This is a genomic window from Streptomyces sp. NPDC111516 (genome assembly GCF_055635345.1).
On sequence record NZ_JBVKBV010000027.1, the window covers coordinates 73,640 to 94,635 of the forward strand.

Annotated in this window: 18 protein-coding genes; 11 read left to right on the forward strand and 7 right to left on the reverse strand. The window is 69.7% G+C overall.

From position 1 onward, the window contains the following. Window positions 1-14: 14 nt before the first annotated feature. From moaC to galU, 3 genes are all read right to left on the reverse strand, one after another. Window positions 15-515, reverse strand: coding sequence for a cyclic pyranopterin monophosphate synthase MoaC (gene moaC, locus ACZ7L9_RS33240; RefSeq protein ID WP_471421138.1), 501 nt, complete (start codon window positions 513-515; stop codon window positions 15-17). Between the two features lie 123 nt (window positions 516-638). Next, window positions 639-2,015 (reverse strand): molybdotransferase-like divisome protein Glp, encoded by a 1,377-nt coding sequence (glp, locus tag ACZ7L9_RS33245; protein WP_471421140.1) that lies wholly within the window; start codon window positions 2,013-2,015, stop codon window positions 639-641. Beyond that, window positions 1,957-2,859 carry a UTP--glucose-1-phosphate uridylyltransferase GalU gene (galU, locus tag ACZ7L9_RS33250; RefSeq protein ID WP_471421142.1) on the reverse strand — a complete coding sequence of 301 codons (903 nt, stop codon included), beginning with the start codon at window positions 2,857-2,859 and terminating at the stop codon, window positions 1,957-1,959. Before galU ends, glp begins: the two co-directional genes overlap by 59 nt. Before the next feature lie 104 nt (window positions 2,860-2,963). On the opposite strand from galU, the gene ACZ7L9_RS33255 reads away from it, so the two are divergent. Then, window positions 2,964-3,551 carry a 5-formyltetrahydrofolate cyclo-ligase gene (locus tag ACZ7L9_RS33255; protein ID WP_471421144.1) on the forward strand — a complete coding sequence of 196 codons (588 nt, stop codon included), beginning with the start codon at window positions 2,964-2,966 and terminating at the stop codon, window positions 3,549-3,551. Here ACZ7L9_RS33255 and ACZ7L9_RS33260 read toward each other — a convergent pair. Further along, window positions 3,541-6,288, reverse strand: a complete 2,748-nt coding sequence (locus ACZ7L9_RS33260) for a penicillin acylase family protein (RefSeq protein WP_471421146.1) — start codon at window positions 6,286-6,288, stop codon at window positions 3,541-3,543. The genes ACZ7L9_RS33255 and ACZ7L9_RS33260 overlap by 11 nt on opposite strands. A gap of 289 nt (window positions 6,289-6,577) precedes the next feature. Between ACZ7L9_RS33260 and ACZ7L9_RS33265 the strand changes: the two genes are divergently transcribed. The 5 genes from ACZ7L9_RS33265 to ACZ7L9_RS33285 all read left to right on the forward strand — a co-directional run bounded on the left by ACZ7L9_RS33265 (window position 6,578) and on the right by ACZ7L9_RS33285 (window position 12,179). Continuing rightward, entirely contained in the window at window positions 6,578-8,116 is a 1,539-nt protein-coding gene (locus ACZ7L9_RS33265) for a potassium/proton antiporter (RefSeq protein WP_471421147.1), read from the forward strand. A 399-nt stretch (window positions 8,117-8,515) separates the two neighbouring features. Next, on the forward strand, window positions 8,516-9,802 hold the full coding sequence (locus ACZ7L9_RS33270; RefSeq protein WP_471421148.1) for an MFS transporter: 1,287 nt from the start codon (window positions 8,516-8,518) through the stop codon (window positions 9,800-9,802). A 261-nt stretch (window positions 9,803-10,063) separates the two neighbouring features. Continuing rightward, the gene (locus ACZ7L9_RS33275) at window positions 10,064-10,417 is read left to right on the forward strand and encodes an FmdB family zinc ribbon protein (RefSeq protein ID WP_471421149.1); all 354 of its coding nucleotides are present in this window, start codon (window positions 10,064-10,066) and stop codon (window positions 10,415-10,417) included. A gap of 81 nt (window positions 10,418-10,498) precedes the next feature. Beyond that, window positions 10,499-11,332 carry an S-methyl-5'-thioadenosine phosphorylase gene (locus ACZ7L9_RS33280; RefSeq protein WP_471421151.1) on the forward strand — a complete coding sequence of 278 codons (834 nt, stop codon included), beginning with the start codon at window positions 10,499-10,501 and terminating at the stop codon, window positions 11,330-11,332. 205 nt (window positions 11,333-11,537) lie between these two features. Beyond that, window positions 11,538-12,179: a hypothetical protein gene (locus ACZ7L9_RS33285; RefSeq protein WP_471421153.1), complete on the forward strand. Its 642-nt coding sequence runs from the start codon at window positions 11,538-11,540 to the stop codon at window positions 12,177-12,179. 223 nt (window positions 12,180-12,402) lie between these two features. Here the strand turns inward: ACZ7L9_RS33285 and ACZ7L9_RS33290 are convergent, their stop codons facing one another. Further along, window positions 12,403-12,612: a hypothetical protein gene (locus tag ACZ7L9_RS33290; protein ID WP_471421155.1), complete on the reverse strand. Its 210-nt coding sequence runs from the start codon at window positions 12,610-12,612 to the stop codon at window positions 12,403-12,405. A gap of 329 nt (window positions 12,613-12,941) precedes the next feature. On the opposite strand from ACZ7L9_RS33290, the gene ACZ7L9_RS33295 reads away from it, so the two are divergent. The 3 genes from ACZ7L9_RS33295 to ACZ7L9_RS33305 all read left to right on the forward strand — a co-directional run bounded on the left by ACZ7L9_RS33295 (window position 12,942) and on the right by ACZ7L9_RS33305 (window position 16,218). Next, window positions 12,942-14,090 (forward strand): low temperature requirement protein A, encoded by a 1,149-nt coding sequence (locus ACZ7L9_RS33295; RefSeq protein WP_471421157.1) that lies wholly within the window; start codon window positions 12,942-12,944, stop codon window positions 14,088-14,090. 62 nt (window positions 14,091-14,152) lie between these two features. Continuing rightward, window positions 14,153-15,313: a P1 family peptidase gene (locus ACZ7L9_RS33300; RefSeq protein WP_471421159.1), complete on the forward strand. Its 1,161-nt coding sequence runs from the start codon at window positions 14,153-14,155 to the stop codon at window positions 15,311-15,313. A 134-nt stretch (window positions 15,314-15,447) separates the two neighbouring features. After that, a complete protein-coding gene (locus ACZ7L9_RS33305) occupies window positions 15,448-16,218 on the forward strand; it encodes a DUF6227 family protein (RefSeq protein ID WP_471421161.1) in 771 nt (256 codons plus the stop codon). 96 nt (window positions 16,219-16,314) lie between these two features. Here the strand turns inward: ACZ7L9_RS33305 and ACZ7L9_RS33310 are convergent, their stop codons facing one another. After that, window positions 16,315-17,937, reverse strand: a complete 1,623-nt coding sequence (locus tag ACZ7L9_RS33310) for an MFS transporter (protein ID WP_471421163.1) — start codon at window positions 17,935-17,937, stop codon at window positions 16,315-16,317. Between the two features lie 108 nt (window positions 17,938-18,045). On the opposite strand from ACZ7L9_RS33310, the gene ACZ7L9_RS33315 reads away from it, so the two are divergent. Beyond that, on the forward strand, window positions 18,046-19,008 hold the full coding sequence (locus tag ACZ7L9_RS33315; RefSeq protein ID WP_471421165.1) for a helix-turn-helix transcriptional regulator: 963 nt from the start codon (window positions 18,046-18,048) through the stop codon (window positions 19,006-19,008). A gap of 181 nt (window positions 19,009-19,189) precedes the next feature. On the opposite strand, the gene ACZ7L9_RS33320 is transcribed toward ACZ7L9_RS33315, so the two are convergent. Then, entirely contained in the window at window positions 19,190-20,188 is a 999-nt protein-coding gene (locus tag ACZ7L9_RS33320; RefSeq protein ID WP_471421167.1) for a sigma-70 family RNA polymerase sigma factor, read from the reverse strand. Between the two features lie 148 nt (window positions 20,189-20,336). Here ACZ7L9_RS33320 and ACZ7L9_RS33325 point away from each other — a divergent pair, with 148 nt between their 5' ends. Next, window positions 20,337-20,876, forward strand: a complete 540-nt coding sequence (locus ACZ7L9_RS33325) for a GNAT family N-acetyltransferase (RefSeq protein WP_471421169.1) — start codon at window positions 20,337-20,339, stop codon at window positions 20,874-20,876. Window positions 20,877-20,996: the final 120 nt, after the last annotated feature.

Genomic DNA, 20,996 nt, shown 5'->3' on the forward strand with positions numbered 1-20,996 from the left:
TTCGCCGGGCGCCGTCACGCGTCCGCTCCGTCCGGCGCGGTGCGCCGGTACTCGCCGGACTTGCCGCCCGACTTCGACTCGACCCGCACGTCCGTGATGACCGCCGACTTGTCGACCGCCTTGACCATGTCGATCACAGTGAGCGCGGCGACCGAGACGGCCGTCAGGGCCTCCATCTCGACGCCGGTGCGGTCCGTGGTCTTCACCGTGGCGAGGATCTCCACCGCGTCGTCGGCGACGCTCAGCTCGACCTTGACGCCGGAGACGGCGAGCGGGTGGCAGAGCGGGATCAGCTCGGGAGTGCGCTTGGCGCCCATGATCCCGGCGATCCGGGCGGTGGCGAGGGCGTCGCCCTTGGGCACTCCTTCGCCACGGAGCAGCTCGATGACGCGCGGCGAGACGAGGACCCGGCCGCTGGCGCTGGCCGTCCGCGCGGTGACGTCCTTCTCGGAGACGTCGACCATGCGGGCCGCGCCCGCCTCGTCGATGTGCGTCAGCCTGTTCTGCGTACTCAACTCACTCCGCCTGGGGGTAGGGCGCCGGTTGTCCGATCGGCCCGCACCACTGGTGCGGGCCGAGGCCCGGGGGTGTCCCCGGGACGGCACAGCGGCAGATACCGTACCGCCACCGCCCGGGGATCAGCGGAGCAGGATCACCTCGGTGTCCGTGCCGGGCTCGGCGGAGGTGACGTCCTCGGGCAGCACGATCAGCGCGTCCGCCTGCGCGAGGGCGGCGATCAGATGCGATCCGGAGCCGCCGACGGGCGTGACGGTGCCGGCCTCCGCGTCGTACGTACCGCGCAGGAACTGGCGTCGGCCGGCCGGCGACGAGAGCGCCTTGTCGGTGTTCAGCGTGGCCCGCGCGGTGGGGCGGTTCACGTCCTGAAGGCCCATCAGTGCGCGGATCACGGGCCGTACGAACAGCTCGAAGGAGACGTACGACGAGACGGGATTGCCCGGGAGCGCCAGCAGCGGGGTGTGTTCGGGGCCGATCGAGCCGAAGCCCTGCGGCTTGCCGGGCTGCATGGCCAGCTTGCGGAAGTCGATGCCGCTGCCGGGCTCGTCCTCGTCGCCCACCGACGACAGGGCTTCCTTGACGACGTCGTACGCGCCGACGCTGACGCCGCCGGTGGTGACGACGATGTCGGCGCGGATCAGCTGGTCCTCGATCGTGGCGCGGAGCGTGTCGGCGTCGTCGGTGACGGCGCCGACCCGGTAGGCGATCGCTCCGGCGTCCCGGGCGGCAGCCGTGAGCGCGAAGCTGTTGGAGTCGTAGATCCGGCCGCCGGTCAGCTCCTCGCCGGGCTGCACCAGCTCGCTGCCGGTCGAGATGACGACGACGCGCGGCCGTGGCCGCACCTTCACCGTGGAACGGCCGATCGCGGCGAGCAGACCGATCTGCGGCGGGCCGATCACCGATCCGGCGCTCAGGGCCAGATCGCCCGGCTTGACGTCGCTGCCGCGAGCCCTGACATGGGCGCGGGCCTCGACGGGGCGGTGGACGCGGACCTCGCCGCCCGCACCCTCCGGTGCATCGCGGTGGGCGCGCATCGTGTCGGCCGGGCCGCCGCCCGTACCCCCGTCGGTCCACTCGACCGGGACCACGGCCTCGGCGCCCGCCGGCAGCGGGGCGCCGGTCATGATGCGGGCGGCCTCGCCGGGGCCGACGCGCCGGTCGCCGGGCAGCCCGTCACTGCCGGCCGCGACGTCACCGATGACGGTGAGCACCGCGGGAAACTCCTCGTCGGCGCCCTCGACATCGGCGACGCGGACCGCGTACCCGTCCATCGAGCTGTTGTCGAAGGGCGGCAGGGCGATCTCCACGACGACATCCTCGACGAGGACACAGCCCTGGGCATCGTGCAGTTGCAGCTCGATGGGTTCGAGCGGTCGCACCGCGCCGAGAATGTCTTCCAGGTGCTCGTCCACCGACCAGATCGTGCTGCTGCTCAAAGTGCTACATCTCCTCGGTGACGTAACTGCGGAGCCAGGTCCTGAAGTCCGGGCCCAGGTCATCACGTTCGCACGCGAGTCTGACAATGGCACGGAGGTAGTCGCTCCGGTCACCGGTGTCATAGCGGCGCCCCTTGAAGACCACACCGTGCACGGGGCCGCCGATCTTCTCGTCCTCGGCGAGGAGTTGCAGGGCGTCGGTGAGCTGGATCTCGCCGCCGCGCCCCGGCTCGGTCCTGCGCAGTATGCCGAAGACTGCGGGGTCGAGAACGTAGCGGCCGATGATGGCGAGGTTGCTGGGCGCCTCGGCCGTCTCGGGCTTCTCGACGAGGCCGGTGACGCGCACCACATCGCCCTCGGCGGTGGGCTCGACGGCCGCGCAGCCGTACATGTGGATCTGCTCCGGCGCGACCTCCATCAGCGCGACGACGCTGCCGCCCTCGCGCTCCTGGATCTCGACCATGCGGGCCAGCAGCGGGTCGCGCGGGTCGATCAGGTCGTCGCCGAGGAGGACCGCGAACGGCTGGTCGCCGACGTGCGGCGCCGCGCACAGCACGGCGTGGCCGAGACCGCGCGGATCGCCCTGCCGGACGTAGTGCATGGTGGCCAGGTCGCTCGACTCCTGGACCTTCTGGAGCCGTTCGGCGTCTCCCTTGCGGGTGAGCGCGGACTCCAGTTCGTAGTTGCGGTCGAAGTGGTCCTCGAGGGGGCGCTTGTTGCGGCCGGTGATCATCAGGACGTCGGAGAGGCCGGCGGCCACCGCTTCTTCGACGACGTACTGGATCGCGGGCTTGTCGACGACAGGCAGCATCTCCTTGGGAGTGGCTTTGGTAGCCGGCAGAAAGCGGGTACCGAGTCCCGCCGCCGGGATGACGGCCTTGCTGATCCTGGTGTGCGACTGAGTCATGCGCAGAACCATATCCGGTACGTATAGGCGGAAGATGAGGCTCCGGTTAACTTTGTACGCCTATATGAACTTACGAGAACTTCAGGTGCCCATTGAATACCCACATGTCGCAAAAGGCGCTTCTCCGACGTGAACTGCTGGCCGCGCGACGCCTTCTGACCAGGGAAGACGTGGATAACGCCGCGGCGGTTCTGTCCCGGGGCGCATTGCGTCTTCCGGAGCTCTCCGGGGCCCGCACCGTCGCCGCGTATGTCTCGGTGGGGAGCGAGCCGGGCACCCGCCCCCTGCTGGACGCGCTGCGCGCGCGGGGCGTGCGGGTGCTGCTGCCGGTGCTCCTGGCGGACAACGATCTGGACTGGGCGCCGTACGAAGGAGCCGGCCGTCTGGTCCGGGCCGGTCGCGGGCTGCTGGAGCCGGACGGCGAACGGCTCGGCCCCGACGCCGTTCTGGACGCCGAGGTGGTCCTGCTGCCGGGTCTCGCGGTGGACGCGCGCGGGATGCGGCTGGGCCGTGGCGGCGGCAGTTACGACCGGGTGCTGGCCCGGCTCGCCGCGGCGGGGGCGCATCCGGCACTGGTCGTCCTGCTGTACGACGACGAGGTGGTCGCGCAGGTCCCTGAGGAACCGCACGACCACCCCGTGGACGTGGTGGTGACACCGGCCATGACCCGCCGGACGGGTCCTAAGGTTTGAGGGTCAGGGTGTCGGTCGTCGACTTGCCGACGGCGTCGGTCTTGAAGGACCAGTCGAGCAGTTCGCCGTTGACCCACTTGTCGGTCTGATCGGTGTAGTGCGCGCCGAACGCGTGCCCGGAGGCGCCGGTGAGGTTGATCCAGCGGGACTTGTCCCAGTCCCCCACGTTGACCACCATCCGCATCGACGGCACCCAGACGACCTCGTAGCCGCCCGCCGCGTTCCAGCCGCTGGCGTTCACCGCGGCCTCGCCGCCGCCGATGTTCCACGGGCCGCGGTTGAGCACCCGCTGGAGCAGACCGGGGCCCTCGGTGCCGAGGGTCTGGTTCTTCAGGGTCAGCCGGTGCAGCCGGCCCCAGTTCCAGGTGGTGATGTCCTTGCCGAGCTTGGCGGTCAGCTCCCAGCGGGCGTCCGCCATGGCGCGGGCGAAGAGCTGGTCGCGGTTCTCGGTCGCCTCGTCCCGGCCGCGTTCCGGCGACTTCCACCAGTCGCTGTTCGGGTCCTTCATCAGCCGCTCGACCACCTGGTACCAGCGGTCGCCGCCGTCCGGCTGTGCCGTGTCCGCGTCGCGCCGGCCGCACTCGCGCACCAGCTTGCCCTGCTCGTCGACCGGGCCCGAGCTGTCGGCCCGCGGCACGTACAGGCACTCGCCCTTGACCCGCAGCTCCTTGGGCAGCTTGTCACCGAAGGCCAGCTTCAGGATGTTGCGCCAGACCGCGTTGAAGTACGCGGCGGCGGCCGAGTCGGGCTCCTGGGTGTAGTCCCAGCCCTCCAGCAGCTTCTGTGCCTCGCGGACGCTCTTGTCCGAGATGTTGATCTTCGTTAGCTCGGGCACCAGCAGCGCGGCGATCTCGCTGTAGTTGTCCATCTGCATCTTCTGCATGTCTTCGGTCGAGATCTTCCCGCCGTCCTTGATCTTCGACTCGATGAGGTCGTTGATCCGCTGGCTGCGGGTGCCGTAGCCCCAGTCCTTGGTGAGCAGGTGGGGGTACTTCTTCTCGTCGATGACGGCCTGGTTGGCGGTGACGATGTAGCCGCGCTTCGGGTCGTACTCGTAGGGCAGCTCGTCGAACGGGACCGGGTCCTTCTTCCAGCCGTACGCCGAGGACCAGCCGGGGCTGGGCATCGTGCCGTTGCCCTGGACGCGGACCGGGATCTTCCCGGGCGCCTGGTAGCCGATGTGGCCCTTGGTGTCGGCGTAGATGAGGTTCTGCGAGGGAACGTCGAAGTGCGCGGCCGCCTTGCGGAAGGACGGGAAGTCCTTGGCCCGGTTGAGCTCGAAGACGGCGTCCATGGAGTGGCCGGCGTCCAACGCGGTCCACCTCAGGGCGACCGCGTAGCCATCGGCCCGGTCCGGGGCCGCGTTGGGGACGGGGGCCTTCTGGCCGACCGTCTCCAGTTCGCTGCTGCGGTCGGATACCAGGGGACCGTTATTGGTCTCGCGGACGGTGATGTGCCGGCTCTTGCCGCCCGCGACCTTGATGGTCTCCTCACGGACGGTGAAGGGCTTGACCTTGCCGTCGTACAGATAGCCGTCGCCGGAGACCTTCTCCAGGAAGAGGTCGGTGACGTCCGCACCGAGATTGGTGAAGCCCCAGGCGATGTCCTGGTTGTGGCCGATTATCACGCCGGGCATGCCGGAGAAGGTGTAGCCGGCGGTGTCGTACTGGCACTTCGCCGTGATCTCGCGGCAATGCAGCCCCATCTGGTACCAGAGCGAGGGCAGCTGGGGTGCCAGGTGCGGGTCATTGGCGAGCAGCGGCTGGCCGGTCGTCGTGTACTTCCCGGAGACCACCCAGGAGTTGGACCCGATGCCGTTGCCGTTCGGGCCGAGCAGCGCCGGGATCTGGTCGAGCGTGTCGGAGAGCGAGGAGAGCTGGGTGTTCAGGCCCTCGGTGGCGCCCGCCACGGTGTCCGAGCCGAGACCTTCGGACGGTGTCGCGTCCGGGTCGAACTTCCCGGTGACCGGGGAGATCGCGCCCTCGCTGACGATCGGCTTGTGCTTGTTCGGGTAGGGCGGGTACAGGTCCTCGATCTGCTTCGCGTCCAGCCTGCTGGTCATCAACGAGCGGTCGATCTCGTCCTGCATGTTGCCGCGCAGGTCCCAGGCCATGGCCTTGAGCCAGGCGACGGAGTCGACCGGGGTCCACTCGGCCGGCTTGTAGTCGTTGGTGAAGCCGAGGGCGGCGTACTCGACGGAGATGTCCTTGCCGTCGCGCCCCTTCAGGTAGGCGTTGACGCCGTCCGCGTACGCCTGGAGGTTCTTCTTGGTGTCCGCGGACAGGACCGTGTCGTACTCCTCCTGCGCGACCTTGCGCCAGCCGAGCGTGCGCAGGAAGGAGTCCGTCTCGACCTGGCCGGAACCGAACATCTCGGAGAGCCGACCGGCCGTCATGTGGCGGCGGACGTCCATCTCCCAGAAGCGGTCCTGCGCCTGCACGAAGCCCTGGGCGCGGAAGAGGTCGGTGTCGGAGTCCGCGTACAGCTGCGGGATTCCGTAGGAGTCGCGCTTGACGTCGACGGTGCCGTCGAGGCCGTCGAGCTTCAGCGACCCGGTCGTCTGCGGGTACGAGGCCCGCACGGTCGATACGGACCAGAACGCGCCGTACCCGATACCCGCGACAAGCGCCAGCACCAGAACGATCACGATCAGGCGGGCACGTCGCCCCTTCTTCCTGCCGGTCTTCCCACCGGCGGAACCGGTGGTGCCGGAAGAGGCGGTTGTGTTGGCGGGCATCGCTGTCCTTCGAGGGGCAGGTGGTCCTGGGAGTGCAGGAGCAACCATAGGCGCAGCACCGGGGCGGCTCTGACGCGGCATAGGGATGGTTCGCATTCCGCAGCGATCGTACGAACGCTCGAACGCGTCAAGAAAGCGTTAAAGATTAGGTAAGGTAACGAAGTGTCGGCCGGGAACAGGCCGATGCCGAGGGACAATACGGCAGGCGTACGCAGGGAAGGAACGGCCACTGACTGTCCACGCGCTCAACGAACTCCTGCTCGCCTGCTCACTGGTCCTGCTCGTCGCGGTGGCGGCGGTGCGCGTCTCGTCCCGCAGCGGGCTCCCCAGCCTGCTCCTGTACCTGGGCATCGGGATCGCCATAGGGCAGGACGGCATCTTCGACGTCACGTTCAACAACGCCGAACTGACCCAGGTGATCGGCTATGCCGCACTGGTCGTGATCCTCGCCGAGGGTGGCCTGGGCACGAAGTGGAAAGAGATCAAGCCCGCGCTGCCGGCCGCCGCGATGCTCTCGATCGTCGGCGTCGCGGTGAGCGTCGGCGTCACCGCGGCCGGGGCCCATTACCTGGTCGGCCTGGACTGGCGACAGTCACTGATCATCGGCGCTGTCGTCTCGTCGACGGACGCCGCCGCGGTCTTCTCCGTACTGCGCAAGGTGCCGCTGCCCGCCCGCATCACGGGTGTGCTGGAGGCCGAGTCCGGCTTCAACGACGCCCCCGTCGTGATCCTGGTGGTGGCCTTCTCGGCCAAGGGATCGGTGGACAGCTGGTACATGCTGGTCGGCGAGATAGCCCTGGAACTGGCGATCGGCGCGGCCGTCGGTCTCGCCGTCGGCTGGCTCGGCGCGTTCGGACTGCGCCATGTCGCATTGCCCGCGTCCGGCCTGTACCCGATCGCCGTGATGGCGATCGCGGTGTCCGCGTACGCGGCGGGCGCCATGGCCCACGGCAGTGGCTTCCTCGCCGTCTACCTGGCCGCGATGATCCTCGGCAACGCCAAGCTGCCGCACTGGCCCGCCACCCGCGGCTTCGCCGACGGGCTCGGCTGGCTGGCTCAGATCGGCATGTTCGTGCTGCTCGGACTCCTGGTCACGCCGCACGATCTGTACGCCGACTTCTGGCCCGCCGTCATCGTGGGACTGGTCCTGACCGTGGTGGCACGGCCGCTGGAGGTCTTCATCTCGCTGGCGCCGTTCCGACTGCCCTGGCAGGAGAAGGCGCTCATGTCCTGGGCGGGGCTGCGCGGCGCCGTACCCATCATCCTGGCGACCATTCCGATGGTGTCCGGGATCGAGGGCTCCACCCGGGTCTTCAACATCGTCTTCGTGCTCGTCATCGTCTACACCGTCATCCAGGGACCGACCCTGCCCTGGCTGGCGAAGGCCCTGAAGATCGCCGACGATCCGGCCGAGGCCTCCGACCTGGGCATCGAATCGGCGCCGCTGGAGCGGCTGCGCGGCCATCTGCTGTCGGTCGCGATCCCCGGGAAGTCGAAGATGCACGGCGTGGAGGTCGGAGAGCTGCGGCTGCCCGCCGGGGCCGCGGTCACGCTGGTCGTACGGGACGGGAAGAGCTTCGTACCGGCACCGTCGACCGCACTGCGGCGCGGCGACGAACTGCTGGTGGTCACCACCGACCCGGTGCGCGACGCGGCGGAGGAGCGGCTGCGCGCGGTCGGCGCGGGCGGCAAACTCGCGGGCTGGCTGGGGAAGACCGGCACGGGCGGCGAAAGCCTTGCCGGGAGCGATGTGGCACACGATGTGGCACACGCGCTGAAGACCGTGACGAAGCGCGGGAAGGCTGACGGGTCCAAAGCGCACCACTGAGACTCCTGCGTCACCAGGGGTGAAGGTTGCTATGCGTCAAGGCTCCATGTACTGCCGATCCGAGGCGGGGGCGGGGGCCCTCTGCACAATCAGAGGTGTGCGGGGGCGTCCGCCTGTATCATGAAGGAGGCCTGTTCGGCCCTTACTATCGGGCCGGTCGGCCCGACGACCAACCCGAACGACATACTCGAACGACCAACTCGAACGACCAACTCTGCCTGACGCAGAGCTGGCGCGACCGTATGGCGGTCGTGGCGTCCTCCGCCTCTGCTGAGCGCCCGGCATCTACCGCAGTCCCGCGCGAAGAGGACAGCTCTCGGCAGCACCCGCACGAGCCCGCACCACCCGTGTCGGCCGGCCCCGGGAGCTCTGCCACCAGGCGGCAGAAAGGCATGGACCGTGGCGTCCACGGTCTCCGACCGCCCCGGTTACGGGCAGTTGCTGCGCACCCCTGGTGCGTGGACGTTTCTCCTGCCGGGCTTCGCCGCACGGCAGCCCTTCGCGATGCTGACGATCGGCATCGTGCTCCTGGTTCAGCACACCACCGGCTCGTACGGCAGCGCGGGCTCCGTCGCCGCCGTGACCGGCGTCTCCATGGCCCTGTTCGCGCCGCAGACCGGCAAGCTCGCCGACCGTTTCGGCCAGCGGGCCGTGCTGCTGCCCGGTGTCGTGGTGCACGCGGCGTCGGTGTCGGCACTGGCGGCGCTCGCGCTGGCGGACGCGCCACTGTGGGCCCTGTTCGCGGCGGCCGTGCCGACCGGTGCGTCGATTCCGCAGATCGGGCCGATGGTCCGGGCCCGCTGGGCGGCCCTGCTGGGCGCGGCACCGGGCCGCGAGGCTTCACCGTTGCTGTCCACCGCGGCCGCTTTCGAATCGGTGACGGACGAGTTCACCTTCGTCATCGGCCCGGTGCTCGCCACCGCGCTGTGCACGGGGGTGCACCCGGCGGCAGGCCTGATCACGGAGGCCGGGCTGACCCTGGTCGGCGGACTGCTCTTCGCCGCGCAGCGCCGCACCCAGCCCGCGGTGCGCAACACCGCGCCCGGCGCCTCCCGGCGGCATGCGTCCGCGCTGTCCGTACCGGGTGTCCGGGTGCTCGCGGTGGCCTTCCTGGGGATCGGCGCGGTCTTCGGCGGCATGCAGGTCTCGCTGACCGCCTTCGCCGAGGAGATCGGCCGGCCGGGGGCGAATGGCCTGCTGTACGGGGTCTTCGCGGCCGGCAACATGCTCGCCGGGATCGCCTGCGGCGCCATTGCCTGGAAGATCGGGCCGCGGCGACGGCTGATCGTCGGGTACGCGGCGCTGACCCTGACCGCGTCCGGACTGTGGGCGGTGCACTCCGTGCCGCTGCTGGCCGGGCTCGGACTGCTGGTCGGGCTGTCCATCGCCCCGGCCCTGATCAGCGGCTACACGCTGGTGGAGGCGCTGGTTCCGGAGTCCGCCCGGACCGAGGCGTTCACCTGGCTGACGGGCTCGGTCGCCCTCGGCCAGGCCGGCGCGGTGACGGTCGCCGGACGGCTCGCGGACGCCCACGGCGCGAGCGCCGGATTCGTCGTGCCGCTGGTCGGGACCGTACTCGCGCTGGTCACCCTGGTCGCGCTGCGTTCGAGGCTGACACCGGTCCGCGCGACCGTCACAGCCGCGCGTGGCGCTGTTCGCCGTGATGCTGTCACGGCCGGAGAATGATGGTTCCCGTACTCGGATTCACTGGAACCTCGGGGACCGCGGGGCCAACTGGAATCGGCGGCATACGTCGGTGCGGCTCCTGCGGATTCCTGCGCCGCATGATGTGGCAGCCTTCTCACCCAGGCCGACGGCCTTCGTGACGGCCAAGCCCTGACCGCTGCCCATAGGCAGGTGACAGACGTTACTGCAAACAGCGGCCTGCAGCAGTTACCATTGACGACTGTTAGCACTCATCGAGTGAGAGTGCCAGGAGGAAGACAAGTGCCGACGTATCAGTACCAGTGCACCGAATGCGGCGAGGGCCTCGAGGCGGTGCAGAAGTTCACCGATGATGCCCTGACCGTGTGCCCGAGCTGCGAAGGACGCCTGAAGAAGGTGTTCTCGGCGGTCGGCATTGTCTTCAAGGGTTCCGGTTTCTACCGGAACGACAGCCGTGGCTCCTCGTCGAGCAGCACCCCGGCGTCGTCCTCGGCGAAGGCGGCCGGTTCCGATTCGTCGTCGTCGACGGGGTCGGACACGAAGTCGTCCGCCTCCTCCTCGGCCGCCGCGTCTTCGTCTTCTTCGACGTCCTCCTCGTCCTCTTCATCCTCGACGAGTGGTACGTCGGCCGCCTGACCCGCACCGCGCTTCCGCGAGGACCTCGCCGATCCGTCCGGCGGGGTCCTCGGCGTTTTTCCGCGCCGCTACTGTGATCGCATGGCGAACGCAGAGATCGGTGTCATCGGCGGCTCGGGCTTGTACTCCTTCCTGGAGGACGTCACGGAGGTGCGTGTGGACACCCCGTACGGACAGCCGAGCGACTCCCTCTTCCTCGGCGAGGTCGGCGGCCGCCGGGTCGCCTTCCTGCCCCGCCACGGACGCGGCCACCATCTGCCGCCGCACCGCATCAACTACCGGGCCAACATGTGGGCGCTGCGTTCCGTCGGCGTACGACAGGTGCTCGGCCCGTGCGCGGTGGGCGGACTGCGTCCGGAGTACGGACCGGGCACGCTGCTCGTACCCGACCAGATGGTGGACCGCACCAGGGCTCGTACGCAGACGTTCTACGACGGGGAGATCCGGGCCGATGGCGCGGAGCCGAATGTCCTGCATCTGGGCTTCGCCGACCCGTACTGCCCCGAGGGGCGCAGGGCGGCGCTGTCGGCGGCTCGCGCGAAGCGCTGGGAGCCGGTGGACGGCGGGACGCTGGTGGTCGTCGAGGGGCCGCGCTTCTCGACCCGCGCGGAGTCGCGCTGGCATGCGGCGATGGGCTGGTCGGTGGTCGGGATGACGGGGCACCCGGAGGCGATCCTCGCCCGTGAACTGGGCCTCTGCTACACGACGCTGACGCTGGTGACGGACCTGGACGCGGGGGCGGAGGCCGGGGAGGGCGTCTCGCACGGGGATGTACTGAAGGTGTTCGCGGCCAATGTGGACCGGCTGCGCGCGGTGCTCTTCGGCGTGGTGGCCACGCTGCCCTCGGAGGTGGACCGTGACTGCCCGTGCTCGCGTGCACTGGACGGGCTGGAGACGGGGATCGAGCTTCCTTAGGGCCTCTCGTTCGGATCTCGGGTACCCCGGCACCCTGATCCGGCCTGATCCAAACGAAAGTCCCTGGCCCGGGCAGCCGAGGGTCAGCCGGGTGACGAGGTTATCCACAACACTGGGGCTGTCCACAGGCTTCGGCGGGAAACTCGCGGACGGTGGATCGTGAGGGGTGTTCGTCCGAAACTCCTCATGCCAGGTGGTGCTGACCATGTTCCCGTCATCCCCGTCGTCCCTGCCATTCCCGTCACTCTCCTCTTCCGAGTCGTCCTCGTGTGCGCGCTCCGCGCGCTCCGCTCCGGCGATGGCTCCAGGGCCTCCGGCGTCGGCTCCCCCGCCCTGTGGTGTGCCCGCGTTCGAACCGTTGCGGGTGCGCGGAGGTGGTGGGCACCGACTGCGGCGGGCACTGTGGCGGCAACGCCACACGATGGCCGCCGGACTGGCCCTCACGGCTGCCGCGCTGGCCGCGACGGGGCTGGGCGGGGGCGTCGGGAGCGGTGCGGGCGGCGATTCCGGGCATGGTGCGGGTGCAGAGGCAGGGGGCGCGGCCGGGGCCGCGCCGGAGCGGGAGCACGGGACGGCTCCGTTGGTGTCCGCACCGGTCCGGATCGCGGATGCGGGGACGGTGCGGCTGTTACGGCCGGGTGACCGCGTCGATGTCATCGCCGCCGAGAGAACCGGATCCGATGCCCGGGTGCTGGCGAAGGGCGCGCGGGTGGCAGACGTACCGCAGCCCCCGGCCGAGGGTTCCGCGGAGGACGGTGCGCTGATCGTGCTGTCCGTACCGCGGGGCACGGCCGCCTCGCTGGCCGGTGCGGGCATCTCCGCCAGGCTGGCGGTGACCCTGTGCTGATGCGTGCTGATGGACGGTCAAATAACCGGCTCAAAGGCGCAGATCGGGTGGTTCCGCTGCGCACTGCCATAGGTTGCGGAGCAGTTCTACAGCTCCTGCCTCAAGGGACCCTGCGTCACGGACCCGAGGACGGGCGAGGCGATCGAGGGCATCCGGATCCTGTGGGGTTCGGCGCGCAGAGAGAACCGACAGCAGCGTCGTCGGACCACCACGGAGCGGGGGCTCAGATGTGGTGGGGCGGCTTCTCGTCGAGAAAGCGTGCCAGATCGGCGGCGCTGCCGCCGGCCGGGGCCCGCTCGCCCCACCCTCGGTCCGTATCGTCCGCGGACTGCTGGTCCAGCGGATCGTCGAAGATCAGAGCCGGTTCGGGTTTCGACTGTTCCGACTGGGACGACTTCGAATCGCGCGGGCCGGGGGCGGGGGCGGTGCTCATGCATCCAGGGTACGGCGGCCGTCAGCCGGACGTCTGTGATCAGCGGAACGTCGGTGTTCATCGGTACGTCGGTGTTCATCGGTACGCCCCCGCGGCGCCCGTCAGGTGACGCACTGCCCGTCGGAAGGCTCGCGGCGCCCTTCAGGTGGAGCTGCGAAGACCCATCGCCGCAGAGTCCGGCCGGGTAAATCCGCGTTGCCCCGTGGTTTCTCCGAGGTCTGCACACCCTCGTCCAGCGGCGAAAATTCCACGATAATTTCCCGACCTGCGTCCGGGGCGCGTCCCCGGGCACCACCGAACCCGTCTGGTGTGCTGATGCCATGCCCGGAATGACCGCCCGCAGCCGCGCGGAGAAACATCGCGCGTCGACCCCGCTGGAACTCTTCTTCGACCTCTGCTTCGTCGTCGCCGTGGCGCAGGCGGGCGGGCGGCTGCTGCATGCCGTCGCCGAGGGCCATGCCGCCACCGGAGTCATCAGCTACGCGGCCGTCTTCTTTGCGATCTGGTGGGCCTGGGTCAACTTCAGCTGGTTCGCCTCGGCCTACGACACCGACGATCCGCTGTACCGCGTGGTCACGTTCGTGCAGATCACCGGCGTGCTCATCCTCGCCGCCGGGGTGCCGCGCGCCTTCGACGCGGGCGACTGGACGGTCGTCGTCGTCGGCTACGTCGTGATGCGGCTCGCCCTGACCAGCCAGTGGCTTCGCGCCGCGTACTGCACCCGGGGCGCCGAGCGGCGCGTCGCGCTGCGGTACGCCGTCGGCATCACGGTGGTGCAATGCGGTTGGATCGGCATGCTGTTGCTGACGGACAACACGGACGGAGCGCGTGCCCCCGTCTTCGTCGTGCTCGTGCTCGCGGAGCTGTCCGTTCCGGCGATCTCCGAGCGCGACCGTCCGACGAGCTGGCATCCGCACCACATCGGTGAGCGGTACGGCCTGTTCACGATCATCGTGCTGGGCGAGACGATCGCAGCGGCCACGGTCGGGGTCCAGGAGGCGGTGGACGAGCACGAGGTGTTCGGTGAGTTGCTGCCGATCGCCGCGGGCGGACTGTTGATCGTCTTCTCCGCCTGGTGGGTCTACTTCGCCGTGCCGATCCATGACTACCTCCGTGGCAGCAGGGAAGCGTTCATCTGGGGATACGGACACTTCCTGATCTTCGGCTCCGCGGCCGCGATCGGCTCGGGCCTCGAAGTCGCGGTGGAGCAGGCCGTGGGCCAGGCCCATGTCTCGGAGACGGTGGCCGCCGCCGCGGTGACCGTGCCCTCCGCGCTCTTCCTGCTGACGGTGTGGGCGCTGCACGCCCGCCACTTCAAGCGCGATCTCGCGGAGCAACTGCCCCTGCCCGTGGCCGCGCTGGCGATCCTGGCCTGTACGTTCGCCGGGGGGTGGGCCGTGTTCGCGGCCGGCCTGGTGGCTGCGGCGACCGTGGCCGTGGGGGTGCTGCTGTCCCGGCGGCCCACGGTGGCGCGGTGAGCACACCGATGTGGACGGCGGAGTGGTGAGTTGCCAGTGGTGAATCCTGTGAGGAGCGCGTAATGACGGAAGAACCGCACAAGCCGACAGACCTCTCCGCCGCGCAGCACACATCACCCCTGTCCGCCGGGCCGCTCGACGCGCTCACCGATGTGGCCGGACTGCGCGTCGGCCATGCGTCGGTGGCGGGTGCGGGGGCGCTGAGCGGCACCACCGTGGTCCTCGCCCCCGAGGGTGGTGCGATCGCGGCCGTCGATGTACGCGGTGGCGGCCCCGGCACCCGGGAGACGGACGCGCTCGATCCGCGCAACCTGGTGCAGCGCATCGATGCCGTCGTCCTGACGGGCGGCAGCGCGTACGGCCTGGACGCGGCGTCCGGTGTGATGGCCTGGCTGGAGGAACAGGGGCGCGGGGTGCGGGTCGGGCCCGATCCGGCGCAGGTGGTGCCGGTCGTCCCGGCCGCGTGCATCTTCGACCTGGGGCGGGGCGGTGACTGGAGGGCCCGCCCGGACGCGTCGACCGGCCGCGCGGCGGTGGCGGACGCCGCCGGTACGGAGACCGGGGCGCCGGTCGCCGAGGGGAACGTCGGCGCCGGTACGGGGGCGGTCGCCGGGCAGCTCAAGGGCGGGGTGGGCACGGCGAGCATGCGGCTTGCGTCCGGGATCACGGTGGGCGCGCTCGTCGTGGTGAACGCGGCGGGCTCGGTGATCGATCCGCGTACCGGGGTGCTGTACGGGGAGTACGGCGCCGCCGAACCTCCGGTGCACCCCGCGTCCGAGGTCCACCGTGCGGCGCAGCAGCGCCTGGCCGAGGCCCGGGAGGCGAACACGCGGCCCCCGCTCAACACCACGCTCGCGGTCGTCGCCACGGACGCCGACCTCACCCGGGCCCAGGCGCAGAAGCTCGCGGGTACGGCGCACGACGGACTGGCGCGCGCCGTCCGCCCCGTACATCTGCTGACCGATGGGGACACCGTTTTCGCGCTGGCCACCGGCGCCCGGTCACTGGATCCGCAGAACCCGATCGCGCTCAACGATCTCCTGGCGGCCGGCGCGGACGCGCTGACCCGTGCCATCGTGAAGGCCGTCCGCGCAGCTCAGAGCGTCAACGGCCGCCCCGGCGGGGGCAGCTACCCCGCGCACGGTGATCTTTACGGGGCGAGTCGGCCCCCGTCACGGCCATCGGCGCAAAGCCGCCCGGACCTCGACTCGCCTGCCGGGTAAGAAAGTTCGGACGAACCGCCAGGAACCATCTGCGTGCGTCATACGTTTTCCTGAACCCCGGTCACGATGTCAGACCCAGGGACTACGTTAAGCACGCACCGAGTAACACGCGGCGACGGCCTGGAGACAGCACCTTGAGCGATCCGTACGAGACAACCGAGCAGCACCTCGAGCGACTCCTGCGACGGGCACTCAACTCTTTCGATCTGCCCGACAGCACGGTCGAGAGACTCGGTACCGCACTCGCCCACAGCAGTTCCCTGCACTCCTCGCACCACAGTTCCGTACTCCACCGCGAGACCTACCGGCACACGTATCTGCTGTCCGACGGCACCCCCCTCACCCTGTGGGAGCTGGTGCACGGCGGTCCGCGGAGCGCGATGGCCCCGCGCTCCCGGACGGAGCCCGACCTCCGGCACCACGAGCTGTACGACGACGAGGCCGATGCCCATATCGCCGCCGCGCGGCTGACCGGCGGCTTCGGTGACGTCCCGGCGTTCGGGGAGGACGGGCCGCAGGCCGACCTGGAGATACTCACGGTCCTGATGGTGGCTCCCCCGGTCCCGCTGCCCCGGATGTACGCCCCGGACAACTCCGCCGACCATGCCCGCCGCGTCCTGCGCCGCGCGGAGAACAACGACTGCCCGGGCGAGGAGACCGCCCGGCTGCTGCGCTCCGCCTTCGCCCACCACATCACCCAGGTCTTCGGCCGGCAGTGCCAGGTGGAGGGGCGGGACGCCGGATTCACGCTGTACGAGCACGCCTTCCTGCTCCTCGACGGCAGCGAGACGAGCCTGTGGGAGGTCGAGCACACGGCCACGCCGGACGGCCGCCACATGTGCGAGGTGTACGGCGACGAGGACTCCGCGCGCGGAGCCATGGAGAACCGCACACGCATCTGCTGACCCGAGGACCCGAGGCGACCCGGGCGAGGAGCAAAGGGCGGCGGTGCCCGCATCCCGAGGGGTGCGGGCACCGCCGCCCTTCTCCACGTCGGAGCATCAGGGAGTGAAAGCGGGCTCCTTGCCGAGCTCGGGCTTGTTCACGGCCCCGGCCAGAGTGTCCGGGATGCCGCCGTCCGGATTCCCGTGGTCCGGGGTTCCGTGGTCCGCAGCTTCGTCCGTGGCGTCCGCGCCCTCGCCGCCGCCCTCCGCGTGCTGCGGCCGGGCGGGCAGCGCGAACATCACCAGGAAGATCACCGCGAGCACCCCGGCCACCCACCACAGCGAATGCTGGAACCCCTCCGCGAATGCCGGGCCCACCTGCTGCGGCGTCAGCCGGTCCCCGATCGAGCTGAAGAAGACGACCGAGACCAGTCCGAGCCCGAGTGCGTTGCCCATCTGCTGCACGGTGTTGATCAGCCCGGAGGCCGAACCGGAGTGTTCCTTGGGCACCTCGGACAACACCATGTCCGTCAGCGGGGCCACGATCAGGCCCATGCCGGCGCCCATGACCACCAGCGGCAGCGCCATCTGCCAGGACGTGATGCCCATGCCGTACCGGTCGGACTCCCAGATGTAGAGGAGCAGGCCGACGATCATCAGCAGCGCGCCCGTCTGGAGGACCTTGCGGCCGAAGCGTGGCACCAGCTTCTGTACGGAGATCCCGGCGGCGAACGAGACGGCGATCGAGAACGGGATACCGGTCGTGCCGGCCCGCAGCGCGCTCCAGCCGAGCCCCTTCTGCATGTAGAGCGTCCAGACAAGGAAGAAGATGCCGAGGCCGACACCGAAGGCCAACTGCACGGCGATGCCCGCCGCGAAGCTCTTGACCCGGAACAGCGACAGCTCCACGAGCGGCGAACCGTCCTTGCGCGCCTTCTCCCGCTCGAACACCACCAGGACCAGGAACACCAGCAGGCTGCCGATCATCGACGCATAGCCCCACAGCGGCCAGCCCAGCTCGCGCCCACGGGTCAGGGGGTAGATCAGCATCAGCAGCCCCAACGTCACCAGGGCGACGCCGATCAGGTCGAGCCGGAGCGCCTTCGGAGCCTTGGATTCGGTGATGAACTTCCGGCCCAGGACGAGGCCGGCGAGGCCGACCGGCAGGTTGATCAGGAAGATCGGCCGCCATTCGAGACCGGCGATGTTCCACTCGGTGAGCAGCGCGCCCAGCAGCGGCCCCAGCACGGCGCCGAGACCGACGATCGCGCCGAAGAGACCGAAGACCTTGCCGCGCTCGTGCGCCGGGAAGGTGGCGTGCACGATCGACAGCACCTGCGGAACCATCAGCGCGGCGGTGCCGCCCTGGAGGATGCGGGAGGCGACCAGCATCTCCGGATTCATCGCAAAACCGCAGAGCGCGGAGGCCAGCGTGAAACCGCCTATGCCGATGAGGAACAGCCGCTTGCGGCCGTAGATGTCGCCCAGCCGGCCGCCGGTGATCAGCCCGGCCGCGAAGGCCAGGGCGTATCCGGCAGTGATCCACTGGATCGAGCTGAACGAGGCGCCGGTGTCCTTCTGGATGCTCGGGACGGCGATGTTGACGATCGTGACGTCGACCAGGTCCATGAAGGCCGCGGTCATCACGATGGCGAGCGCGAACCAGCGTCGCCGGTCCGACGGGTCCGAGGACACCGTGGGCCCGGATGCCGTGGACGGCAGAGATGTGGAAGAAGTCATGAGAAGAAGCTAAACAGCCATTAGGACAGATCATGGCCCAATGGATGGGCAACCTGGTGAGACGACCGACACCCGGACACACCGGCACCCGGACACGAGGATGAGCCCATGACGGATACCCCGGCACGACTGCTGAACCTGCTGTCGCTCCTCCAGACGCCTCGCGAGTGGCCGGGCAGCGAACTCGCCGAACGGCTCGACGTCAGCCCGCGCACCATCCGTCGCGACATCGACCGGCTCCGCGAACTCGGCTATCCGGTCGAGGCCTCGCGCGGCTCGGTCGGCGGCTACCGCCTCGTCGCGGGCACCGCCATGCCGCCGCTGCTCCTCGACGACGAGGAGGCGGTGGCCATCGCGGTCGGCCTGCGGGCGGGTGCCGGGCATGCCATCGAGGGGGTCGACGAGGCGTCCGTACGGGCTCTGGCGAAGCTGGAGCAGGTGCTCCCGTCGCGGTTGCGGTACCGGGTCTCGACCCTGCAGAACGCCACGATGCCGCTGACCCGTGGCGACGGCTCGACGATCGATCCGCACACGCTGACGGTGATGGCTTCGGCGGTCACCGGCCGGGAGCGGCTGCGGTTCGCCTACCGCGCGGGCGACGGCGCGGAGACGAAGCGGGAGGCCGAGCCGTACCGACTGGTGAGCACGGGGTGGCGCTGGTATCTCGTCGCGTACGACCTGGGGCGCGAGGACTGGCGTACGTTCCGGGTCGACCGGGTCAGCGAGCCGTTCGCGACCGGGGCCCGGTTCACACCGCGCGAGCTGCCCACGGGGGACGCGGCGGAATTCCTCGCCGGCTCGATCTCCCGGCGGCAGCCGGAGCTGGCGGTGGATGTGGCCTTCGCGGCCCCTGCGGACTTCGTGTCCGCGCGGCTGCCCGCCGCGTTCGGCCCGTTGGAGCGGACCGGTGAGAACAGCTGCCGGCTGCGGGCGGTGCTGTCGGACTCGCTGGAGTGGGTGGCGCTCCGGCTCGCGCTGGTGGACTGCGAGTTCACCGCCCACGAGCCGCCGCAGTTGGTGGAGTACCTGGGCGATCTGGGCGCCCGCCTGACGCGCGCGACGGCGCGCTGACAGATCACCGGCCGGAGAGCCGCCGGAGCAGCTTGGCCGGGCGGCAGCCTGCATGCGAACACCAAAGAGGCTGCGAACACGAAAAAAAGAATGAGCCCCGGCGCCAGGGGGGGGTGGGCGCCGGGACTCAGCTCAGGGGGTCACACGAAGCGACCTATTTCGGAGGTTACTGGACCGGGGCTCATGCCGCAGCGTCAAAACCCGTGTCGTGGGCCATTCGCTTCAGTTCGAGCAGCGCGTGCTTCTCGATCTGCCGGATCCGCTCCCGAGTCAGGCCGTGCTGCTTGCCCACCTCGGTGAGGGTCCGCTCACGGCCGTCCTCGATGCCGTACCGCATACGGATGATCGACGCGGTGCGGTTGTCGAGCTTGCCGATCAGGTCCTCCAGCTCCTCGCTGCGCAGCAGCGTCATCACCGACTGCTCGGGGGACACCGCGGAGGTGTCCTCCAGCAGGTCGCCGAACTGCGTCTCGCCCTCGTCGTCGACCGACATGTTGAGACTGACCGGGTCACGGGCCCAGTCCAGGACGTCGCCCACGCGCCCCGGCGTGGAGTCCAGCTCGGCGGCTATCTCCGCGTGCTCCGGCTCGCGCCCGTGCTCGCGGTTGAATTCGCGCTGCACCCTGCGTATCCGGCCGAGCTCCTCCACCAGGTGGACGGGGAGCCGGATCGTACGGGACTGGTCGGCTATGGAACGGGTGATGGCCTGACGGATCCACCACGTCGCATACGTGGAGAACTTGAAGCCCTTGGCGTAGTCGAACTTCTCGACCGCGCGCACCAGGCCCGCGTTGCCCTCCTGGATCAGGTCGAGCAGGGGCAGCCCGGCCCGCGGATAGCGGCGGGCGACGGCAACGACCAGTCGGAGGTTGGAACGGATGAATATGTCCTTGGCGCGCTCGCCCTCGGCGACCAGCGCCTCCAGCTCCTCGCGCGACGCTCCACCGGCTTCGCTCTCCACCGCACCGTCGAGAATCTGCCGCGCGTACACGCCCGCCTCGACGGTTTGCGACAGCTCGACCTCCTTCGCGGCATCGAGAAGCGGCGTACGCGCGATCTCGTCCAGGTACATGCCGACCAGGTCGCGATCGGCGATCTCTCCGCCCGAGGCGCGAACACTGCTTGCCCGGCTGGTCCCACCGGTGGCGGACGAACGACGGGCGACGGCACGGGTTGCCATGCGTGCTCCCTTGCTGAGTAGGTCGCGACACCCTCTCGGGTGCCCTGCATCCGATGGAAACAACGACTGGAATCCGGACAGAATTCCCATGCCTGGCATTCATTTTCGCGATCATGCAGTACCCTGTGCTGCCACGAGCGGGGATCACATGCCGAACACCGAGACGGAAGTGCTGGTCAGGCCGGGCACCGAAGGTGATTTGGCGGCACTCACGGACATCTACAACCATTACGTGCGTGAGACCGCGATCACATTCGATACAGCCTCCTTTACACCTGAACGGCGTCTGCCGTGGCTTCGTTCCCACCCTGAAGACGGCCCGCACCGTCTTCAGGTTGCTCGGGATGTCCGCATTGTCGGCCCCGCCTCGATCCTGGGATACGCCACGAGCAGCGCTTTCCGCCCCAAGGCGGCGTACGCGACCTCGGTCGAGGTGAGCGTGTACTGCGCTCCGTCGGCCACCGGCCGCGGCATCGGCACGCTCCTCTATTCGTCCCTGTTCGAGGCGCTGGCCGGCGAGGACCTGCATCGCGCGTACGCGGGCATCACCCAGCCCAACGGCGCCTCGGTCCGACTGCACGAGCGCTTCGGCTTCCGCCACGTCGGTACGTACGCCGAGGTGGGCCGGAAGTTCGGTTCGTACTGGGACGTGGCCTGGTACGAGAAGCGGCTGGGACCACAGTCCTAGGACCCGGCCCGAACGCGGCCTAGGCCCAATGCCGTTCGGTTAGGGGTTCGACTGGCGGCGCAACTCTCGGCGTTTCGGCTGGTGATACGGGTGCAGCCCTTGTAGTGGTTCTCGGGTCCG